The following is a 20,126-nucleotide window of genomic DNA, read 5'->3' on the forward strand; positions in this document are numbered from 1 at the left end:
CTTCGGGGGATCGCGTTTCCGGTTTGAGCGCGGGGGCGGTACGTATCGCCCCTCAACAAAACGGCTGCCACCGAAAAAATCCCCGGCTCCCAAGGAGCCGGGGACAATCGTGGCGGGGATCCATCGGTTCCGGAATGAGGTCGATCTCCAGCCCGGGTTCAAAGGCTTGGGAGGATGGGCCACGGACGCCGGATGACCGATGACGACCAAGGGGAATGGAATGGCTTTGACGCCGGAACGACTCAAGGAACAGAAAGAGGACTATTTCGTCGCCCAGTGGGAGGATGAGCAGCTCTACATGACGCCCCACTGTCATTGCGGCAATGTGCTGGACGAGCAATATTACTGCGACCAATGCAAACGCCAGTGCACCTGCCAGGTCATTTTGTGCCGGGATGGCCAGACCCTGAACGTGGTGGAAAAATTCCTGCACGGAAACCCGGACTTCAAGCATTTCCAGGTGCATCTGCTGGAGGAAGATTCCTGAGAAAAGAAAAGGGCATCCCCGGAAGGAACAGGGAGCCTGGCAAGGGGAATGGGGGAGGCGGTCTGGGCGAGGAATCTTTCACCCCCGTCTTTTTCTTTCTTGGAAGGGGGTTTTTCCAGGGCCGTGCCTGCACGCGACGGGGGATGTGGGCCGCCCCTCCGTTCTGGATCCCCCGGATGGGGACTGGGGAGGACTGGTGCTCCAGGAACCGATCCACGGTGAGGAGACGTTGGCCGGAAGCAGGTGCGGGCGGAATGGCCGAAAATCCCAACCACCCCGAGAACTGAAGACAACGGCATCAGAGGAAACACGAACCATGACGCAAGCAGAAGACAAAAAGACCGTGCTCAAAGCAGACGATCCCTTCCAGTTCGCCTGTCATCACGATCTGCCGTGCTTTACCCAGTGCTGCCGGGACGTGAACATCTATCTGACCCCCTACGATGTGCTGCGCCTCCGCAAGGCACTGGGCCTGGGGTCCACCGAATTCCTGCAGCGCCACACCCGTCACTTCCTGGCCAAGATCACCCACATCCCCGTGGTGCAGCTGGCCATGGACGAACAGACCCTCCGTTGCCATTTCGTGGGGGATGCGGGCTGCACGGTGTACGATCACAGGCCCTGGGCGTGCCGGATGTTTCCGCTGGACCTGGCGGACCGGGACGACGAGTACAGCCTGCTGGCCGGCAAGGAACGCTGTTTCGGCCTCCGGGAAGGCGCCCGGTGGACCGTGGCCCAGTGGCTGGAGACCCAGGAAGTGGAGCCCTATGTGGTCATGGAACGGGCCTTCCAGGCGCTCATGCCCCCGAACTTCCAACCCGGCCAGCCCCTGGAACCCGGCCTGGGAAAACTCCTCTTTCTGGCCTATGACCTGGACCGGTTTGCGGCCATGGTGGACGATCCCAAATGGACCCGCCTCTACCAGATCGACCCCGAGCGTCTCCAGCGGGCCCGGGAAGACGATGAAGAAATGCTGCGCCTTGCCTTCCACTACATCCGCTCCCAGATGGCCGAGCTCCTGGAAGTGCTCTGAAGGGAGAATGGGAAATTTTATGAAGAATCTCGAAACCACCGCTCCCGAAACGATTCGTGACCGGCTGCAACCCATCGAAAACGATCGTTTCCAGTTCGACTGTCACCCGGGCGTGCCCTGCTTCACGGAATGCTGCCGGGCCCTCACGCTCATGCTCACCCCGTACGATATCCTGAGGCTTTCCCGGCATCTGGGGCTAAGCACCACCCAGTTTCTGGACCGTTACGCGGACATCGTGGTGGAAGAGGGAAGCCCGCTTCCCCAGGCCGTGCTCAAGATGCAGGACAATGAACGGCAGACCTGCCCGTTTGTGTCCGAAAAGGGCTGCCAAGTCTATCCCCATCGGCCGTCCGCCTGCCGCACCTATCCCCTGGCCCGGGCGTCCCGTAAGCATCGGGTCCACGGAACCGTGCTGGAATCCTATTTCCTGGTGAAAGAAGACCATTGCCGGGGGTTCGAGGAGCCGCGGGAGTGGACCGTGGCCCAGTGGGTGGGCGATCAGGGCCTGGAAGACTACCAGGCCATGAACGACCTCTGGATGGAGCTGGTGACCCACCCCAGGGTGCGGGAAGGACTGAGCGAAAAACAGCTCCAGATGTTTTACCTGGCCTCCTACGATCTGGACCGGTTCCGTTCTTTCGTCTTCGAAAGCCGGTTTCTGCAAGCCTTTGAAGTGGAGGACATGGATCCCCAAGAGGCGCGCACCGACGATCAGGCCCTCCTGGGCCTGGCTCTTCGATGGCTGCGCTTCATCCTGCTGGGATCCGGGCCCATCAAGGCGAAAGGGGCTCCGACTGGAACGGTCTGAGGGAAGGTGAAACCCCGTGGCACGGGATCTTTCGGGGCCGTGGGGGCGTGAGGGCCGCGGGGCCGGTCGCTGCCTTGCCGGCCCGCGTAGTTTCGGTGCTTTCAGTCCTCGATGATTCCCGATTTGAGCGCATCTTTGGACCAAACGGGGATGGGGCCCGTGTAGCCGGTATCGGGGTCATACCGGTACCTGTAGGACACGCTGGCGGACACCGTGGCCTCCATCTGGTTCCATCCCCGGGTGAAATAGGGACAATCGTCGTTGAAACAGACAAAGAAGAATTCCGCGGACCACGTGGAAAATTCGGGTGTCCGCCACTTCTTCATCCGGCTTCCGCAATGGGGGCAAATGGTCTTGTCATCCATCGTTCAAACTCCTTTATTCCATAGGTCCACCAGTGTGACGGCCACGGGTTGAACCTAAGGCCGAGGCGGCATGGGCGCAAGCAGGCGCCCGCTGGGCCTTTCCTCAATCGGTGACTGCATCCGACACGGGGTAGTCCTTGGGGTTGAACTCGCGGTTTTTCATGAAGATGGCCGCGAACTGCTTCATGGTCTCCTTCATGACTTCTTCATAATTGGGAACGTACTTGTCGAAGATCTCCTCGATCTTCTTGTAGCTCACTTGGGTCAGGTCCTGGGTCAGTTCCAGGTATTCCTGGCGTTTGTCCTCGGGCAGGGCCTGGACCATGTTCTGGCCGAGCATGTTTTCAAAGAGCTTGTACATGTCGTCCAGAAGCTTCTTGAGCGCCTCGGGCTCGTGCTTCTCCCCCTTTTTTTCCACCAACGCCTTCATGAAGTTGACGATGTAGGGGTTGCGGATTCCCAGGGGTACGGCGGTTTCCGGATCGTTGGACTTGGGTTTTTGCATGATCTCTTGTTCCTCCATTCGTTCCGCTGGCTTTCAGGTTGCCCCTAATTACCATCGGAGCCGGGCTTTCACCAGACTTTTTCTCGTGGGGATGGGGATGCGAGGGGAGGGACAGGACGGGCCCGGGCCACGGAGGCTCAGGCCGTGGCCGCCTTCTTTTTGGCCTCGGCGTCTTTGTAGGCCTGAAGCTCTTCGTATATCTTCTTGGCGCACTCCGGGCAGACGCTGTGCGTAAAGGTGACGTCGGCGTGCTGGGCGATATAGCTTTCCAGCTGGTTCCAATAGCCCTGGTCGTCGCGAATCTTCTTGCAATAGGCGCAGATGGGGAGGAGCCCTCGAAGTTTTCGAAGATTTTCCAGGGCCTCTTTCAGTTCCTGGATGAGTCGCTCCTTGTCCTTTTCCACCTGCTCGCGCTCTTCCACTTCCGCTTCCAGCTCCTTGTTCTTGCGCCGAAGTTCGGCCAAGACCGTGAGCAATTCCCGGGATCGATTCCGGAGACGCACCCGCAAGGCCATATAGGTGCCCACAGCTCCGATCACGAACATGGCCATCGCGAGCATGGCGGCTTCGTAAGAGGTCCAAAGGCGGGCCGGTCCCCCGGACGGTACCGGGTCCGATCCGGCGGCAAAGAGCCACAGAGGGCAACACAGGATCAAGAGACTGAAGAGAAGCAACCGAATGGTATCCTTCATGTCTTCCGTTCTCCGGATTTCGCTTCCTGCAAACGGTTCAAGCAGGCCGGCCGATGGGTCGTTCCGTTCAAAAGAGGCGAGATAAGGATTCCATGCAGTTTAGTCGAAAGCGGTCCGGTTGCCAAGGGCCAATGATGGAACCGAATCCGGTCTTGATATCCCACCGGTCCATGTCTATAAGACCGGAACGTAGTCCCAGGAAGGAGCCTCAGCCAGCATGCCCGTCTCCCGTCAGGATGCAGTGCGGATCCGCAACCAGCTCAAACGAGAATACCAGACCCTGCGGCCCCTGGAAAAGATCGTGCTCCACCTGTACGCCTTGGTCGACGGGCTCGTTTCCTCCATGCGCCTCACTCGCACGCTCAGGGAACCGCCCTTCAACCGTGCCGTCCAGACCGACCCCAAGGTGGAACTTCAGGAGGCGGTGGCCCGGCTGGAACAGGTGGGATTTCTTCAATACGGTCTCCTTGAACGCACCCCGCGGGTCCACCCTTTCTTCATCGAGGTGGCCGCGCGATCGGCTTTCAAGGATCCGCCCCCTGTGGACGTGGACCGGGCCGTGTACGCCCAGGCCCTGAGGGAGAAAGCGCAGGCCCTCTGGCCCCTCCATCACGTGTTCATGCCTCCCCAGGGCCGGCCGTTTACGGGGAAGGCTCTGCGCATCGTCCGACTCGGCCTGTGCGCCCACGACCCATCCCTCATCGCCGCCGCCCGGAAGGAGGCCGAGGACGAAAGGACCTTCCGGGCCGCACTGGCGGAGGTCTGCAACACCCCGTTCGATGGGCGCTGGTTTGATACCCTGGATCCCGATATCCAGCTGGACGCTCTGGAGGCCATGGGGGAACGGGCCGTCACCTTCCTGGACGACGACACGGAAGCCCTTCAGCACGCAATGTCCGCCACGTGGCTCCAGGGCCTGGAGCCGGAAAGGTCTTCGAAGGCGGCGGCCATCCTGGCCCCTCGCCTCATCCTAGCGGGTCGCATGCGTAAGGTGCAAAAGCTTCTGCCGGCGCTCCAAGATGCCACCCGGCGCGGGATCCTGAATGCGTGGATCCAATGGGTGCAAGGCCACCCGGAAGGAGGTCTTTCCCTCGCAAGAGAAAAGGGCTCCGGAAGCGAAGGGGTGCTGGTGGAGACCGTGCGCGGAATCTCCGGGCTCTTTTTCCTTCTGGCCTTCCTTTCCCGTCCCGGGACGGATCCGAAAGATGTCTTGAACCGGTGGCCGATTCGAGAAATCCTGAAAAAAACCGTCGCCCCCGATCCCTGGGAGGCTCCGGCGCGGGCGCTCCTGGCGGCTGTGCACCTGAGCCGCATGGAGACGGACAGGGCCGAAAGGGGCCTTGAGAAGGCTCGCACCGTGTGCCAGACCCCTTGGGGGGACTATTGCTGCGCTTTGGTGGAGTACTGGAACCGGGGGGCCCTTTCCGACCGGGTGATCGAGAGGGTGAGCGAGATCTTTATCCAGTCCAAGCAGGCCCAAGTGCACTGGCTCGCCATGGAAAGCGCCGAGCTCCTGTGCCGGGCGGAACGGGTCACGCCGGTTCGGAGCAACTATTTGGGGGAGATCGCCCGAAGGTCGGGACTGCGCAGCCTGTTTGAGATCCTCACCCTGCACGAGCCCTGGCGCCGCAATCTGAACGCCCTGCGCCGCATCATCCGGGAAGAATCCCAGGAGGTGGAGGAAAAGAGGCTCGTTTGGTTTCTTTCTTTCAGCGGCACCGCTCTGAACGTGGAACCTCGGATTCAAACGCGCAGAAGGGACGGCACGTGGAGCCTGGGACGCCGGGTTTCCCTCAAGCGCCTCTACGAGGATTTCGATTTGGTGCCCTTGGACCGCCATGACCAGCGGATCCTTTCCACCTTAGAGGAGGTCCGGAGTGGATTCTCGAACCCCGGCTATGCCTTTCGACAACCTGATTTGTCCTTGGCTCTGGTGGGACATCCCAGGCTCTTCAACGCCCAGCAGCCGGAACATCGGGTGGAGGTGACGGCGGAAGATCCGCACCTTCTGGTGGAATCCGGCCCGGAAGGATTCCACATCCACTTGTGGCCGCGCGTTAAGGGGCGACGGGCGCTCGTCCTTCGGGAATCACCCACACGCTACACGGCGGTGAGATTTTCCAAGAAACATCAGGAGATCGCCGCTGTGATCGGACCGAGCGGCTTGCACGTTCCTGAAAGCGCCGCCGGCGAACTCAAGGAAATCCTGGGGGAATTGGCCCGCCACGTGGCGGTGCATTCGCCCTTTTCTCCCACCGACGAAAGCATTCCACGGTCGGAGGCGGATCCCACGCCCCATGTGCACCTGCTGCCGGCGCGCGGCGGCCTTCGTGCGGAACTTCTGGTCAAGCCCCTGGGCGAGGACGGTCCTTATCTGGAGCCCGGCCAGGGCGGTGAAGTCCTCATGGTCGAACGCAACGGCGCTCGCCTTCAGGCCCGGCGGGATCTGGCGGCGGAACGGCGCAAAGCCCAGCGGGTGGTGCAGGAATGCTTCACTCCCTGGGCGGAGTCCCAAGACGACCTGTTCCAGTGGAGCGTGTCGGAGCCCGCCTCGTGCCTGGAAATCCTCGAGAAGCTCAAAGAACTGCAGGACCAGGGGCAGGTGGTGGTCTTCTGGCCGGAGGGCGAAACGTTTCGCCTGGTTCGCACCGTTTCTCCGGGCGATCTGCAGCTCTTCCTACACGGGCGTTTCAACTGGTTTGAGCTAGAGGGGCGGCTGCAGGTCACCGAGGACCAGGTGCTGGACCTTCAGGCGGTGTTGGACCAGATGCGGCGTCGCAGGGATCGCTTCCTTCCCATCGGAGAGTCCGAATACGTGGCCCTGAGCCGGGAACTGGCCAAACAGCTCCAGGACATGGACGCCTTCACCCAGGAACGGGGCAAGTCCCTTCGGATGCACCCCTTTGGGGCACTGGCCCTCAAGGATTCCGGAGCTCTGGGCGAAAAGGTGCACTTGGACGAAAAGGTGCATGAGAAGATCCGTAACCTGGAGCGGGCGATGCGCAGCACACCGGCCCTGCCCAGCACGCTGCGGGCGGATCTTCGGGACTACCAGGTGGAGGGTTTCCAATGGCTGGCGCGCCTTTCGGACCTGGGCATCGGGGCGTGCCTGGCCGACGACATGGGACTGGGAAAAACCCTCCAGGCCCTGGCCGTCATCCTGTATCGATCCAGCGAAGGGCCCTCCCTGGTGGTGGCTCCCACCTCCGTGTGCATGAACTGGGTGGAAGAGGCCCGTCGGTTTGCTCCCACCCTCCAGGTGCACGTCTTCGGCGGCAATCACCGCAAGGATCTGGTCCAGGGCCTGGCCGAAGGGGACCTGCTGGTGTGCAGTTATGGGCTCATGCAGCAGGAGATCCGCCTCCTGGAGGACGTGGAGTGGCAGACGGTGGTGTTGGATGAGGCGCAAGCCATCAAGAACGCCGCCACCAAGCGGGCCCAGGCGGCCATGAAGCTTCGGGGACGCTTCAAGATGGCCACCACCGGCACCCCCTTGGAGAACCGCCTGGAGGAACTGCACAGCCTTTTCCAGTTCATCAACCCGGGCTTGCTGGGCTCCCGTGCCGGATTCCGGCGGCGCTTCGTGCTTCCCATCGAAAAGCACCGAGATGGCGCCGCCCGCCGGCGCCTTCAGAAGCTCATCCGTCCCTTCGTTCTGCGGCGAACCAAGGCGCAGGTCCTGGAGGAACTGCCGCCGAGAACGGAGATCACCCTCCAAGTGGAGCTTTCCAAGCGGGAGGCGGCCTTCTACGAGGCCTTGCGCCGGGATGCCCTGAGCCGTCTGGAAGAAGAAAGGGCGGGACGCGGGCTCACCCACGTCCAGATCTTTGCCGAGCTCATGCGCCTGCGCCAGGCCTGTTGTCACCCCCGGCTCATCGACTCGCGTTTTTCAGCCCCCAGCGCCAAGATGCGTCTGCTGGACGGCCTTTTGGAAGATCTGCTGCCCAGCGGCCACAAGGCCCTCATCTTCAGCCAATTTGTCCGCTTCCTCCAGATCATCCGCCACCATCTGGATGCCAAGGGGATCCAGTACCGTTACCTGGACGGCAGCACGCCGCCCAAGGAGCGGGAACGGGAAGTGAGAGCCTTTCAGGAGGGCCGGGGGGACCTCTTTCTCATCAGTTTGAAGGCGGGCGGATTCGGGCTCAATCTCACGGCCGCCGACTATGTGATCCACATGGACCCGTGGTGGAATCCGGCGGTGGAAGACCAGGCCTCCAACCGGGTACACCGGATCGGTCAAGACCGGCCCGTGACCGTCTATCGCCTGATCACCGAGGGAACCATTGAAGAGAAGGTGATCCAGCTCCATCGAGAAAAGAGGGCCTTGGCCGACACGGTCTTGGCGGGAACCGATACCGCCGGCATCGTTTCGGCCGAAGAGCTGCTGGCGCTCCTGCGCGACGACTGACACCGTCCAGCCGGTGGCGGCGGTTTTGGCCCAAAGGACCGCGCTCAACATGGGATCCCGAAATGAACTCCAACAACCCAGGAAGGCAGGGCAGAGGATGCACTGGAACCAAGACCCTGTGCTGGAAATCTTCACCGACTACGTGTGACCCTGGTGCTACTTCAGTGCCGGGAGCATTGAGAGACTGCACCGGGAATACCGGCTGACCATCAAGTGGATCGCCTTCCCACTGCGTCCGGATACGCCCGAGGAGGGCACCCCCATGGACGCGATCCTGACCGCCAGGGGGCTGGATCCGGTCCAGGCGCAGGCCGGCTTGGAGCGAGCGGCGGCTTCGTGCGGGGTGGCTTTCGGCAAGCGCACCCACACATACAACAGCCGCCGTGCCACCGAGCTGGGGAAATGGGCGGAAACGAAGGGAAAGAAAGAGGCCTTCGATGCGCAGGTCTTCCATGCCGTCTTTGTGGAACAAAAGAACATCGCCCGGGAAGAGGTGTTGAGCGAGATCGCACACAGGGCGGGCCTGGATCCCCAAGAAGCCCTGCGCGTTCTGAAAGAAGGAATCTTCCACCATGCGGTCCTTCGCGACTGGGACGAAAGCGCTCGATGCGGCGTGGTGGCGGCCCCCACCTTCCAGATCGGACCGCACCGGCTGGTGGGAGCTCATCCGTACGCGCGCTTGGCGGCCTTCGTGGAGAAGGCGGGCTGCCAAAAACGCGACTCCAAGGAGCCTGTTTGAAAGGCGGGGGATGCGCCTTGGGACACGGCTCGGGCCATCGGCGACGGCGCACCACTTTCTGGGGTGGCCATGGCCCTTTTTTTGCGGGGGAGAAGCCGAGCCAGCACCCCTACCACGGATCATCGTTGTGCCGAAGCGGGCCCGATATGGTATGAGGGGGTATCGTCAACCGAAAAAGAGAGGAGGCGTCATGGAGAAGGTGCCCGCCCATGCCCCCGAAAAGAGCCTGAAGGTGAACGTGCCCATCCGTTTCGGAGATACCGATCCCTATGGAGTTGTCTATTTCGCTTCCTATTTCCGCTACTGCCACCACGGGATCGAGGAACTGCTGCGCCATGTGGGCTGTCCGCCCCACCAATACTTCCGCAACGCGGAGCGGGGCTTTGGTCTGCCCATCGTGGGGGCCGCCTGCGACTTTCTAAGACCCGTCCGCTACGGCGACGAACTTTCCCTTTACGTCTCTGTACTGCGGCTGGGAAACCGTTCCATCACCTTTGGGTTCCATTTCTACGGCGAAGATCGTTCCGCCTGTGTCGGACGCGGCCAGGCCTCCATGGTGGCTATTGACAGGGCCTGGCGTTCCTGCCAACTTCCCGAAGAGCTTCGATGCGGCCTGGAACCCTACCTGACGGCTGCGCCCGTTGACAGGTGAAAAGGCGGAAACTACAAGGTCTAGTAACTTGGTGGGAATTGCGTGAACCTCCAACGCACGTGATGGGAAGGACGATGGGCGAAATCAAAAAGACCTACGAAGAGATCAATGAGCGAATCCGCAAGGGTCGGGCCGTGGTGGTGACGGCCGAAGAGATGACCCGCATGGTGAAGACGATGGGCCCCCGCAAGGCGGCCAAGGAAGTGGACGTGGTCACCACGGGCACGTTCGCGCCCATGTGTTCTTCGGGGGTGTTCATCAATTTCGGGCATACGAAGCCACCCATCAAGGCATCCCGGGTGTGGCTGAACGATGTTCCCGCCTATGCGGGCCTGGCGGCCGTGGACGTGTACCTGGGTGCCACCGAACCCACCTTTGACGATCCGCTGAATAAGGTGCCCCCCGGCACCTTCGAATACGGCGGCGGACATGTGATCCACGACCTGGTGGCGCGGAAGCCCATTCGACTGCGCGCGGAGGCCTATGGGACGGACTGTTACCCCAACAAGCGGGTGGAGATGACGGTCACCCTGGACGATCTGCCGTACGCGGTGCTGTGCAATCCGCGCAACGCCTACCAGAACTACAACTGTGCGGTGAATCTTTCCAAAAAGATCATCTACACCTACATGGGGACGTTGAAACCCCGTCTGGGGAACGCCAACTATTCCACCGCCGGGGAACTGAGTCCTCTGCTGAACGACCCCTATTACCGCACGGTGGGACTGGGGACGCGCATCTTTCTCGGCGGTGCCCAGGGCTACGTGGTTTGGCACGGCAGCCAGCATAATCCTGACGCGCCTCGCCTTCCCAACGGCGTGCCCCGGATGCCCGCCGGCACCCTCATGGTGATGGGGGATCTCAAGGAGATGGACCCGCGCTGGCTCCTGGGGGTGAGTATTCAGGGCTACGGCTGTTCGCTGGCCGTGGGCATCGGTGTTCCCATCCCCATTTTGGACGAGGAGATGGCCGCCTTTACGGGGATCTCCGATGCGGAAATCGTCACCCAGGTGAAGGACTACAGCTTCACCCAGTCCGAACCTCTGGCGGAGGTCAATTACGAGGAGCTGCGTTCCGGGACCATTCGGGTGGCGGGAAAAGAGGTGCCCGCGGTGCCTCTTTCCAGCCTGGTGCGAGCCCGGGAGATCGCCGGAATTGTGAAGCAGTGGATTGAGGAAGGGCGCTTTGAGTTGGGAGTGCCCCAGAAACTCCTGCCGTCGCCCACCAGGCCCTGAGGGGTGCGCGCATCAACGGCATGGACTGGATCGGAAAAGACCTTAAGATGAGGGAGCTGGGGACCGTCATGGTCCCCTTTCATTCTGTGGCCGTGGCCTATTCGGGTGGGGTGGACAGCACGCTTCTGGTCCATCTGCTTGACCGGGTCTTGGGCCTGAAGGTCCGGGCCTGTTTGGCCCGCACGCCCTTTTTGCACGATCGGGAACTGCGGGCCGCCCTCAGCTTGGCGGAACATCTGGGGTTTGCGCTCACGGTGGTGGATGTGGATCTTTGGGCCCGGCCCCAGGTGCAAGCGAACCCCTGGAACCGCTGCTATCATTGCAAGAAGGCCATTGTCCAAACCCTCCGCAAGTCCGTAGAGCCTGTGGATGCCTTTCTGGACGGCTCCCACGTGGGGGATCTGCAAGAAGACCGTCCGGGCCGAAAGGCCCTGAAGGAACTGGGTGTGATCAGCCCCTTGGCCCAAGCCGGCTGGACCAAGGCGGATATCCGCGAAACGGCCCGGAGATTGGGCCTTCCCAACTGGGCCAAACCCTCCCAGTCCTGCCTGGCCACGCGGGTTCCGCACGGGACGCCGCTGCGCCCGCAGATCTTAAAGAGGGTCGAAAGGGCGGAAGAGAGACTTTGGGAACTGGGATGCCACCAGGTACGCGTGCGCTGGGATCGCGGGGCCGCCCGTATCCAGGCCTCTGCGGAGGACATGCCCCTGCTGGCCCAGGACCAAGTTCGATCGCAGCTACTCGACGAATTCACGGGATGGGGCTTCGAGGGCGTGGTCTTTGATCCGGTTCCTTACGGAAGGGGCTGAACGAATTCTTTGGATGTTTTGGGTAAGGGGTGAAATGACGAGACGAAAAGCGAAAGGAATCGGCCTGCTGTCGGGAGGCCTGGACAGCATTCTGGCCGTGAAGGTGCTCCAGGAACAGGACCTGGAGCTTGTGGGCATTACCTTTGTGACCCCTTTTTTCGGGCCCGGTCCGGGTCTCAAGGCGGGCCGCATGGCCGGAATCTCCGTCCGGGCCGTGGACATCGGACAGGTACACCTGGAGATGCTCAAAAACCCCCGCTATGGCTACGGCTCCAACATGAATCCGTGTATCGACTGCCACGGCCTCATGCTGCGGGAGGCAACCCGCATCCTGGAAGAAGAAGGAGCGGATTTTCTCTTTACCGGGGAGGTCCTGGGTCAGCGGCCCATGAGCCAGAGACGGGACGCCCTCAATGCCGTGGAAAAACTTTCGGGGCTATCCGGACGCATCCTTCGGCCGCTCAGCGCCAAACTGCTTGCCCCCACCTTGGTGGAACAGGAAGGGCTGGTGGACCGGGAAAGACTTCTGGACATCCACGGCCGGGGCCGAAAGCGCCAGATGGAACTGGCGGCCCGATACGGTATCACGGACTATTCCCAGCCGGGCGGGGGCTGCATGCTCACCAAAGAAGGGTTCAGCAGAAAGTTGCGGGAACTGCTGGCCACCCTGCCGGAAGCCGGGGTGCGGGAGGTGGAATTGCTCAAGTGCGGGCGCCACTTCCGCCTGCCGGGCGGTTCCATCCTGAGCCTGGGCCGATCCAAGGCCGACAATGACCGGCTGCACCGCCTGGCCTCCCAGCGCGACGTGATTCTCAAGGTGCCGTCCCATCCCGGCCCCACGGGCGTTCTCTTCGGTGGCGAGGGAATCCCACGCGACCTGCAGACGGCGGCCCACATCGTCACCGCCTACAGCGACGTGGGCGAGGGAGAAAAGGTGGATGTCGTATGGAAGAAGGGAACGGAAAAGGGCACCCTGACCGTCAAGAATATGGGGAGAGGAAGCTTTGCGGAATTTTTCATCTGAAAAACCTTTCGCCCTCGCCTCACCGGGATGCCCGGCTACCATAATCAGCACAAAGATCCTGCAGAGGACACGGATCGCACAGGGGACGGCGGGCATGGCAGAGGGCCCGGCCGTGACGGATGAGCTGATGTGAAAGGCTGACCCAGGATTTCTGGGGGAAAAGGCGGGTCAGGTCCCTTTCGATGCGCACAGGGTCTTTGTGTCCGGTCAGGCCCAGGCGCCTGGAAACCCGGGCCACGTGAGTGTCCACCGCGAGCCCCGGTACTCCGAAGGCGTTCCCCAAGATGACATTGGCGGTCTTGCGGCCGATACCCGGAAGGCGCACCAGTTCCTCCAGGCTTTCCGGCACCCGCCCGCCGTGGCGTTCCATGAGGATGCGGCAGAGCCCTTGAATGTTTTTGGCCTTGTTCCGATAAAGCCCCACCGGACGGATGGCGTTTTCAATCTCCTGAATGGGCGCTTGAGCGAAACGTTCCGGATCCGGAAACCGGCGAAAAAGAGCGGGCGTGACGGCGTTGACCCGCTCGTCCGTGCATTGGGCGGACAGGATGGTGGCGATCATGAGCTGAAAGGGGCTGTTGTGTTCCAGCGTGCATCTGGCGTCGGGGTAAGCGGCCTTCAGACGGTCCTGGACGGCTTGGGCCTTTTGGCGAAGTTCCACGGAGGCGATCCTTTCCCAAATGGGTTGACGGGAAATACCATGTTCAAGGGTGGCGTCGCCCTTGGATGCCAAAGTTCCTGTTGGATTTCAAGTCGCCGAGTCCTTATAATGCAAGTCATGGGCGGATTGGATGTTCCCCACGGACGATGAAAGGAGTGCCCCATGACGACCATGCGCCAGGTTTGCCATTGCGAAAACTGCGGCAGTGAAGCGGACATGATCGTGACCTGTACCTGGGTCGAGGTGGAAGAAGAGCCGGGTGTGGTCAAGAAAAAGAAGAAAGAGACCCGCACTTGCACCCGGTGTGGCAATGAGGCGGACATGATTCTGGACGAAGAAGAATAGGAAAGACGGCGAGGATGGTGGAGACCGATTTGGCGATGAGCGCAGCTTATTCCAAGCGACCTATGTACCGACACATCATCGTGTGTCCCTTTTGTGAAAGCGGCCAACCGATTCCCTTGGATTTCGATGCCATTCACCGATGCCAATGCGGCGCCTGCTACAAGGTGTGCGGCAACGAAGCCTTGGAAAACGGCGTCAGCGATATTGCGGAAGAGCTGTGGAGCGAGGATGAGCTGGATTTCATTCGATCTGTGCCCATCGATTTTTGTAACGTGGTTGTGGAAAAGGACTTCGACCGCCTGCTGGACTTGAAGCAGGCGGTGGATTCCTGCGGCATGGAAAGATTTTGTAAATTTGACAGGAACTTGGAGCTGAACCTGATCTGGGTGAAGCGCCTTTTCTAGGAGCGTGTCCGTCAAGGCCCAGGTTGCTCCCTTCTTGTACAGACCAAAACTTGGGGCTATCAGGCGGGCCCGTGCTGCCGGCTTGGCTTTGCAGTTGTGGGGGCGGGTTCCGAACCCGTCCCCACATGGCTTTCTGAGAATTCAAAAAGCACCACGGAGCCGGTGAAATTTCACCTGGTCAGAAGCCACAAAAAGGCTAGAGGCCGCTGTCCGACAGCCATGCCCATCCCCGGGATGGCGCGTCCATCCCTGGGCCCGAGCCCAAGCGGGACAACGGCCGGCCGGCCCAGGCCGGTTTGACGGTCGGCCCAAGGGGCGTGCCCCTTCCCTCACGCATCACGGTTGAGCCGGGATCCGTGTTGTTTGGGGCTTGCGATCGGTCTTTTTCACCTTCGATGCTCTATTTCTTTGCTCCCTGTGGTTATTGACTCCCCTTGCAACCCTGGTTAACTTAAAGAAGCTTTGTATCCGAGAGTTCATTTTCACGTTTCCATGGTTCAGCAACAAGATGAGGGACAAGAAGGGTAAGGGCCGCTCAGGCTTGGCGCTGAGCTTTTCGGTTAGGTGGATTTGGCGGCAAATGAGCAAGATGTGAACTCGTTCAAGGAGGTTGATCATGAGAAAGGCGAAGTTCTTCCTGGCTGTGGCAGCGGTGATGGTCACCGCCGGTTTTCTTTTGGCCTTTGGGGGCAGCGCCCAGGCCAAGATGGTTCCCAAGGTGGATAATTTCATTCTCTTTCCCGATCAATCGGGTTCCATGTACATGACCCACGGCAAGCTGGGCGTGGTGAAGATGGTGGCCGCCAAGGATCTCATGATGAAGATGAACGAGCGGATCCCGGAATTGGGCTACCAGGGGGCGCTGGATCTCTTTGCCCCCTGGCAGGTGGTGGCCGAGCCCGCCGTCTATGATCGGGCCTCCTTTGGCGCCGCCCTGGAAAAGATTCCCTCCGACCAGGGCATCTTCAACCGCCTCACCCCCATGGGCCCGGGCGTCAGCTCGCTGGATTCGGTCCTGAGCGGTCTTCGCGGCAAGACGGCGGTGATCGTGGTTTCCGACGGCGGTGCCAACAAGGGAGCGGATCCGGTGGCCGCGGCCCAGGCCATTCACCGCCGGTATCCCGATGTGTGCTTTCATGTGATCAGCTTTGCCGAAGATGCCAAGGCCCGGTCGATCCTCAAGAAGATCAGCGAAATCGGCGGCTGCGGCGTCTACGCGGAAGGCACGGACCTGCTGGCCGACGACCAGGCCCTCAATCAATTCGTCAAGGACGTCTTCTACGCCGAGCAAATGGAACCGCAACCGGAAGTCATCGTGCTTCGCGGTATCCACTTCGATTTCGACAAGTCCGACATCAAGCCGGAATGGCAGCCGGTGTTGGATGAAGGGGCTGAGATTCTCAAAAAGCATCCCCAGATCCGCATCATCATCGAAGGCCATACGGATTCCATCGGGACCGAAGCCTACAACCAGAAGCTTTCCGAACGCCGAGCCAAGGCGGTCTATGACTACTTTGTGGCCAAGGGCGTGGAGGCCACCCGCATGAAGGCCGTGGGCTACGGCGAACTCAAGCCCAAGGCGGACAACGCCACCAAGGAAGGCCGGGCCATCAACCGGCGCGTGGAAATCAAGGTCGTTCAATAACCGGTAATCTGCCACTCACAGGCCGGGCGGCTTTTGCCCCCGGCCTTTTTTAATCCAGGACCCCTCATGAAAAAATTCTTGATCCTACCCGCTGTCCTGATCTGCCTGACGGCATGGGAAATACACGCCTGGGCCCTGAGTGAGCAGAAAGTGGCCGAGGCCTTCGGCGTTTTTCAAAAGGAATGGATGGACAAACTCTCCCGCCACGGCATCTACGGTCCCAAACATATGACGGTCCGAAAGAGCCGGGACGGATCTCTGGTCGTGGCCAGTTACAAGGAACTGGGTGCGGTCAAGGGAAGCCGTGTCAAGAAAACCGATTCCAAGGCGTGCCCCTTCGTGGGAGTGCTCCACTACGAGGAAATCGTTTTTGAAAGCCGGGGCCCCACGGAGCAGATCGCTCGAAAAGGCCCCTTCAGGGAGGCCGGAAGAACCAACATCACGGAGATCTTTCGGTTCGCCGATGGGAAGTGGATTTATTGAGTCCTTGCCCTCCACGGCGGGAACGGCCATACTGGCGCCGAACCCATTCCTGACAATGGAGCGCGGCGAGCTGTGGTCAGCGTACAAAATATCAGCAAATTTCTTGGCAACCGGGAGCTTTTCCGAGACGTTTCCTTCCATATCCATCCGGAAGACCGCATCGGGGTGGTGGGCCCCAATGGGGCGGGCAAGACCACCCTCTTCCACATCCTGATGGGTGAAGTGGAACCCGATACGGGTTCCGTCACCAAAGCCCGAAACACCTCTGTGGGCTATCTGCCCCAGCAGTGGATGCCGCCGGCCCAAAAGAGCGTTCTCCAGCATACCCAGGAAGTGCACGCGGAACTTCATGCCGTCCGAAGCGAGGTGGAGCGACTGGAAGCGGCCATGCGCCATGAAAGCGATCCGGAGCGGGTGGAGGCGATGGCCGCACGCCACGCCCACCTGCTGGAGCGTCTGGAACATCTGGGCGGCTACGACCTGGAGGCGCGCGCCCAGAAGATCCTCGCCGGATTGGGTTTTTCCCAGGAGGATTTGGATCGTCCGGTGGCCTCCCTGAGCGGCGGTTGGGTGATGCGGGTGGAATTGGCCCGGCTGCTCTTGGCCGAGCCCGAAATCTTGCTGTTGGACGAACCCACCAACCACCTGGATCTGGAATCCCTCCTGTGGCTGGAAGATTTTCTGAAAACCACCCGATCGGCGGTCCTGCTCATCTCTCACGACCGGGCGTTTCTCAACGCCGTGGCCCGCAGGATCCTGGAGGTGGAAAACGGACGGGTGGAACAATACAACGGCAACTACGATACCTATGTGGAAGAGAAGGCCCGAAGGCAGGAGATCCTCCTGGCGTCCCATCGCAACCAGCAGGAGCGCATCCGGCAGATCGAACGTTTCATTGCCCGCAACCGCGTGCGCAAGGATCGAGCCCGGCAGGTGCAAAGCCGGCTCAAGATGTTGGAAAGGATGGAACGCATCCAGGTTCCCGACCAAGAAGCCACCATCCAATTTCAGTTCCCGGAACCGGACCGTTGCGGCAAAAGGGTCTTTGAACTCCAAAAGGTGCACAAGGCCTACGGCGATCATGTGGTCTACGAGGGTGTGGACCTGGTGGTGGAGCGGGGAGATCGGATCGCCATCATGGGTCCCAACGGAACGGGAAAGAGCACCCTGCTCAAGATCCTGGCGGGAAAGGAAGCGCCGACCCAGGGCCGTCGTCTGGTGGGGCACCGGGTCCGCCTGGGCTACTACGCCCAGCACGTGTGGGAAGAATTGAACCCGGACCATTCGGTCCTGCAGGAGGTGGTCTCCATTGCCGGCTCCATCCCCCAGAGCCAGGTTCGAGCCCTTCTGGGGTGCTTTCTCTTCCGCGGCGACGACGTGGAAAAGAAGGTGCGGGTGCTCAGCGGCGGCGAAAAGGCCCGTCTCACCCTCTGCAAGCTCCTCATCCAGGCCCCCAACGTACTCTTGCTGGATGAACCCACCAACCACCTGGACATTCCCAGCCGGGAGATCCTGGAAGAGGCCCTGGACGATTATCCCGGGACGCTGTGCCTGATCAGCCACGACCGGCGCTTCATCAACGCCGTGGCGTCCAAGATCCTGGTGGTGGGCCCCAAGAAGCTCGAGCTGCTGCCGGGAAACGCCGACGACTACGAGCGTTTCTGGAAAGACGCTCTGCCGGCAACGTCCCGTGAGACGGCGGGCGACGAAGGCCCGGGCCAGGTCAAGGCCAAGGTGGATGCCAAAGAAAGAAAGCGCCTGGAAGCCCAGTGGCGAAACGAGCTCTACCGGCGGACCAAGCCACTCAAGGAAGAGCTGGAGCGGTTGGAGGAGGCCCTGGATCAGGCCCACCGACAAAGGGACGAGCTGAGCGAGCAGCTGGCGGATCCGGCCACCTACCAAGATGCGGCCCGTGCCGCCCAGCTGCAGCGGGCCTATCGCCATTGCCAGGACGAGATCCAGCGGTTAACAAAGACGTGGGAGGATACCGCCCTGGAACTGGAAGAGGTGGAAGAGCGGTTCCGGGAAGAAATGGAACGCCTGCGCCGAGAGGTCTTGGGGCAGGCGGCTTGCGAGGGCTAACCGATACACGTGTGAACAGGAAGGGGACCAGATGAAGAATCTTGCCATTTTGCTGGTTTCAGCCTTGGTGATCACCAGTGTGGGCGCCTGTGTGCCGGGCCCCACCACCCAGCAGCATCTGGAATCGGCCACCTGGCTAGGTGTGGTGGGCGCGGGCGTGGGGGCCCTGATCGATAAGGACAACCCGTGGCGGGGCGCCGTCATTGGAGGTGCCATCGGTTCGGTGGCGGGTTACGGCCTGGCAGAAATCACCCAAAGGGCTGCGGAAGAGGCTGCCAGCCGTCGCCAAACGGTCACCTATCACAATCCCAATAGCAACGAATGGGTGCAGGCGGACCCCGTGGCCTACGATAACGGCTATGCCACCGTGCGCACGCGCACCTGGAAGGATCGCCAGCTCACCGACGACCGCTACCTGCGTGTTCCGGCCTACTGAGGAGCCGGAAAAGACGAGGCTCTTTTCATCTTCCCGGGCCGATCAATCCGGGGTTTGAGCGCTTTCCTGTGCCAAGTTCCGGATGCGGGTCCGGTGGGCCTCCAGGGCCGCGTTGCCCGGATAGATCTTGAGGGCCCTGTCCAGTGTTTGAAGGGCTCGCGGCCAGTCCTGGCGCACCTCATAAAGGCGCGCCAGCACGAGCCATGCGCCCGGATCCAGGCCCTTCTTGCGCAATCTGCGGTTCACGAGAAAGATGGCCAGTCGGCTGCCGTAATCGTAGTAGAGCTTTTTGGGATAGTCCAAAAGGCCCATGAGATCTGCATCCTCCGTCATTTCTTTCTTTTCGAGCCCCGGTGGGTTGCGGCCGCATGCTTGAGTTCCACTCCGCGTGCCTTGGCTTCCAGCCAGAGACGGCGGCTGTCTTGCTTCCTTTCTTCGTCGTCCAAGGGCACAAAGTGCAGGATGGCGGGGTAGCGTGCCAAGGCGTCCAGATCGGGAAAGGCGTCACAGAGGACCACATCGGCCGGCAACGGAAGCCGGGGATCCACCGCAATGAGGACCGGCTCGGGAAAGGATACCTCCAAATCCGCCTCCGCCACGATCCGGTGGGGCACAAAGCTGGGCTGGGAAAAACTCCACAGGAGCTTATCCAGGTGCTGCGCTCCCAGGCTGGAGTCGGTAAGCACCAGCACCTTCTTTCCCTTCTCCGCGAAATACTCCGCCCAACGGCACAAATCCCGGCGCTGGTCCCTGGCCGTGGTTTCCACAAAGATCATTTCCTGCGGCATAAACTCCTCACCATGATGTGTCATGGGCAGCCGGCCTTTTCCAAAGGAAGAGCGGCCTTGGCAGGCTGTAACCTTCAGCAGGTCAGGTGAAAGGCCGCAGCGGCGTCTTCTCCCTGGGCCACCAGCTCGTTGAAGGTTTGCACCGCCCTTTCGGTGGGCTCATCCAGCAACCGGATGCCCATCTCGGCACAGGCGCGGCGCACATCGTTTCCCGGTTTCATGAGGCCGGGCTTGCCGCGGCCGATGACCAGCACCTTCGGTCGAGCTTCCAGGATGTCTTGGATGTCGTCCACGCACACCTTGTGGCCTTCCCGGCGCCACCAGTTGGCCGTCACCTGGCCTTTGACGATCTTGAGATCCGCCTGATAGGTGGTCCCCCCGATGTCCATGGCTCCGAAACGATACCCTTCGATCATGGCGTCCACCTCCCGAAACCGATCGTTACGGGCCTTCCTGATCCGATCCGGCCTCTTTGCTGCCTGACGGTGGATTGTTGGGAAACTGTTTTCCTCTTTCTTTTCT

The 20,126-nt window shown here is 61.1% G+C and carries 21 protein-coding genes and 1 pseudogene; 15 read left to right on the forward strand and 7 right to left on the reverse strand.

What is annotated here, in order from left to right; all coding sequences use genetic code 11:
* Positions 1-220: 220 nt before the first annotated feature.
* The 3 genes from B9A12_RS10125 to B9A12_RS16995 all read left to right on the forward strand — a co-directional run bounded on the left by B9A12_RS10125 (position 221) and on the right by B9A12_RS16995 (position 2,328).
* A complete protein-coding gene (locus B9A12_RS10125; RefSeq protein WP_084057774.1) occupies positions 221-487 on the forward strand; it encodes a hypothetical protein in 267 nt (88 codons plus the stop codon).
* Positions 488-803: 316 nt separating this feature from the next.
* Complete coding sequence (locus B9A12_RS10130) at positions 804-1,520, forward strand: YkgJ family cysteine cluster protein (RefSeq protein ID WP_084057775.1); 717 nt, start codon at positions 804-806, stop codon at positions 1,518-1,520.
* A gap of 19 nt (positions 1,521-1,539) precedes the next feature.
* Positions 1,540-2,328, forward strand: coding sequence for a YkgJ family cysteine cluster protein (locus B9A12_RS16995; RefSeq protein WP_170920526.1), 789 nt, complete (start codon positions 1,540-1,542; stop codon positions 2,326-2,328).
* A gap of 101 nt (positions 2,329-2,429) precedes the next feature.
* Here B9A12_RS16995 and B9A12_RS10140 read toward each other — a convergent pair whose 3' ends face one another.
* The 3 genes from B9A12_RS10140 to B9A12_RS10150 all read right to left on the reverse strand — a co-directional run bounded on the left by B9A12_RS10140 (position 2,430) and on the right by B9A12_RS10150 (position 3,890).
* On the reverse strand, positions 2,430-2,693 hold the full coding sequence (locus B9A12_RS10140) for an Ogr/Delta-like zinc finger protein (protein ID WP_084057776.1): 264 nt from the start codon (positions 2,691-2,693) through the stop codon (positions 2,430-2,432).
* 103 nt (positions 2,694-2,796) lie between these two features.
* Entirely contained in the window at positions 2,797-3,198 is a 402-nt protein-coding gene (locus B9A12_RS10145; RefSeq protein ID WP_139796585.1) for a DUF5663 domain-containing protein, read from the reverse strand.
* 137 nt (positions 3,199-3,335) lie between these two features.
* The gene (locus B9A12_RS10150; RefSeq protein ID WP_084057778.1) at positions 3,336-3,890 is read right to left on the reverse strand and encodes a hypothetical protein; all 555 of its coding nucleotides are present in this window, start codon (positions 3,888-3,890) and stop codon (positions 3,336-3,338) included.
* Between the two features lie 217 nt (positions 3,891-4,107).
* On the opposite strand from B9A12_RS10150, the gene B9A12_RS10155 reads away from it, so the two are divergent.
* From B9A12_RS10155 to B9A12_RS10180, 6 genes and pseudogenes are all read left to right on the forward strand, one after another.
* A complete protein-coding gene (locus B9A12_RS10155) occupies positions 4,108-8,301 on the forward strand; it encodes a DEAD/DEAH box helicase (protein ID WP_084057779.1) in 4,194 nt (1,397 codons plus the stop codon).
* A gap of 160 nt (positions 8,302-8,461) precedes the next feature.
* Positions 8,462-9,040: pseudogene (locus B9A12_RS10160) on the forward strand (DsbA family oxidoreductase); the annotation flags it as partial.
* A 190-nt stretch (positions 9,041-9,230) separates the two neighbouring features.
* On the forward strand, positions 9,231-9,692 hold the full coding sequence (locus B9A12_RS10165) for an acyl-CoA thioesterase (RefSeq protein ID WP_170920527.1): 462 nt from the start codon (positions 9,231-9,233) through the stop codon (positions 9,690-9,692).
* 74 nt (positions 9,693-9,766) lie between these two features.
* Positions 9,767-10,927, forward strand: coding sequence for a homocysteine biosynthesis protein (locus tag B9A12_RS10170; protein WP_084057782.1), 1,161 nt, complete (start codon positions 9,767-9,769; stop codon positions 10,925-10,927).
* Positions 10,928-10,974: 47 nt separating this feature from the next.
* Positions 10,975-11,736, forward strand: a complete 762-nt coding sequence (gene larE, locus B9A12_RS10175) for an ATP-dependent sacrificial sulfur transferase LarE (protein WP_212636901.1) — start codon at positions 10,975-10,977, stop codon at positions 11,734-11,736.
* A gap of 34 nt (positions 11,737-11,770) precedes the next feature.
* Positions 11,771-12,760: a DUF814 domain-containing protein gene (locus tag B9A12_RS10180; protein WP_084057784.1), complete on the forward strand. Its 990-nt coding sequence runs from the start codon at positions 11,771-11,773 to the stop codon at positions 12,758-12,760.
* Positions 12,761-12,779: 19 nt separating this feature from the next.
* Here the strand turns inward: B9A12_RS10180 and nth are convergent, their stop codons facing one another.
* The gene (gene nth / locus B9A12_RS10185; protein WP_245802413.1) at positions 12,780-13,421 is read right to left on the reverse strand and encodes an endonuclease III; all 642 of its coding nucleotides are present in this window, start codon (positions 13,419-13,421) and stop codon (positions 12,780-12,782) included.
* A gap of 162 nt (positions 13,422-13,583) precedes the next feature.
* On the opposite strand from nth, the gene B9A12_RS10190 reads away from it, so the two are divergent.
* From B9A12_RS10190 to B9A12_RS10220, 6 genes are all read left to right on the forward strand, one after another.
* On the forward strand, positions 13,584-13,766 hold the full coding sequence (locus B9A12_RS10190) for a hypothetical protein (protein WP_084057785.1): 183 nt from the start codon (positions 13,584-13,586) through the stop codon (positions 13,764-13,766).
* A 35-nt stretch (positions 13,767-13,801) separates the two neighbouring features.
* The gene (locus B9A12_RS10195) at positions 13,802-14,170 is read left to right on the forward strand and encodes an RlpA-like double-psi beta-barrel domain-containing protein (RefSeq protein WP_139796586.1); all 369 of its coding nucleotides are present in this window, start codon (positions 13,802-13,804) and stop codon (positions 14,168-14,170) included.
* Between the two features lie 616 nt (positions 14,171-14,786).
* On the forward strand, positions 14,787-15,815 hold the full coding sequence (locus B9A12_RS10205) for an OmpA family protein (RefSeq protein WP_084057788.1): 1,029 nt from the start codon (positions 14,787-14,789) through the stop codon (positions 15,813-15,815).
* A 66-nt stretch (positions 15,816-15,881) separates the two neighbouring features.
* Positions 15,882-16,298, forward strand: coding sequence for a hypothetical protein (locus tag B9A12_RS10210; RefSeq protein ID WP_084057789.1), 417 nt, complete (start codon positions 15,882-15,884; stop codon positions 16,296-16,298).
* 72 nt (positions 16,299-16,370) lie between these two features.
* Positions 16,371-18,380: an ABC-F family ATP-binding cassette domain-containing protein gene (locus B9A12_RS10215; RefSeq protein WP_084057790.1), complete on the forward strand. Its 2,010-nt coding sequence runs from the start codon at positions 16,371-16,373 to the stop codon at positions 18,378-18,380.
* A gap of 31 nt (positions 18,381-18,411) precedes the next feature.
* Positions 18,412-18,816: a glycine zipper 2TM domain-containing protein gene (locus B9A12_RS10220; RefSeq protein ID WP_084057791.1), complete on the forward strand. Its 405-nt coding sequence runs from the start codon at positions 18,412-18,414 to the stop codon at positions 18,814-18,816.
* Between the two features lie 42 nt (positions 18,817-18,858).
* Here B9A12_RS10220 and B9A12_RS10225 read toward each other — a convergent pair whose 3' ends face one another.
* From B9A12_RS10225 to B9A12_RS10235, 3 genes are all read right to left on the reverse strand, one after another.
* Complete coding sequence (locus tag B9A12_RS10225) at positions 18,859-19,149, reverse strand: tetratricopeptide repeat protein (protein WP_084057792.1); 291 nt, start codon at positions 19,147-19,149, stop codon at positions 18,859-18,861.
* A complete protein-coding gene (locus B9A12_RS10230) occupies positions 19,146-19,592 on the reverse strand; it encodes a DNA polymerase III subunit chi (RefSeq protein WP_170920528.1) in 447 nt (148 codons plus the stop codon). The genes B9A12_RS10225 and B9A12_RS10230 overlap by 4 nt, the downstream gene beginning before the upstream one ends.
* 86 nt (positions 19,593-19,678) lie before the next feature.
* Complete coding sequence (locus B9A12_RS10235; RefSeq protein WP_212636902.1) at positions 19,679-20,020, reverse strand: Mth938-like domain-containing protein; 342 nt, start codon at positions 20,018-20,020, stop codon at positions 19,679-19,681.
* Positions 20,021-20,126: the final 106 nt, after the last annotated feature.

The organism is Desulfacinum hydrothermale DSM 13146, assembly GCF_900176285.1.
GTDB lineage: Bacteria > Desulfobacterota > Syntrophobacteria > Syntrophobacterales > DSM-9756 > Desulfacinum > Desulfacinum hydrothermale.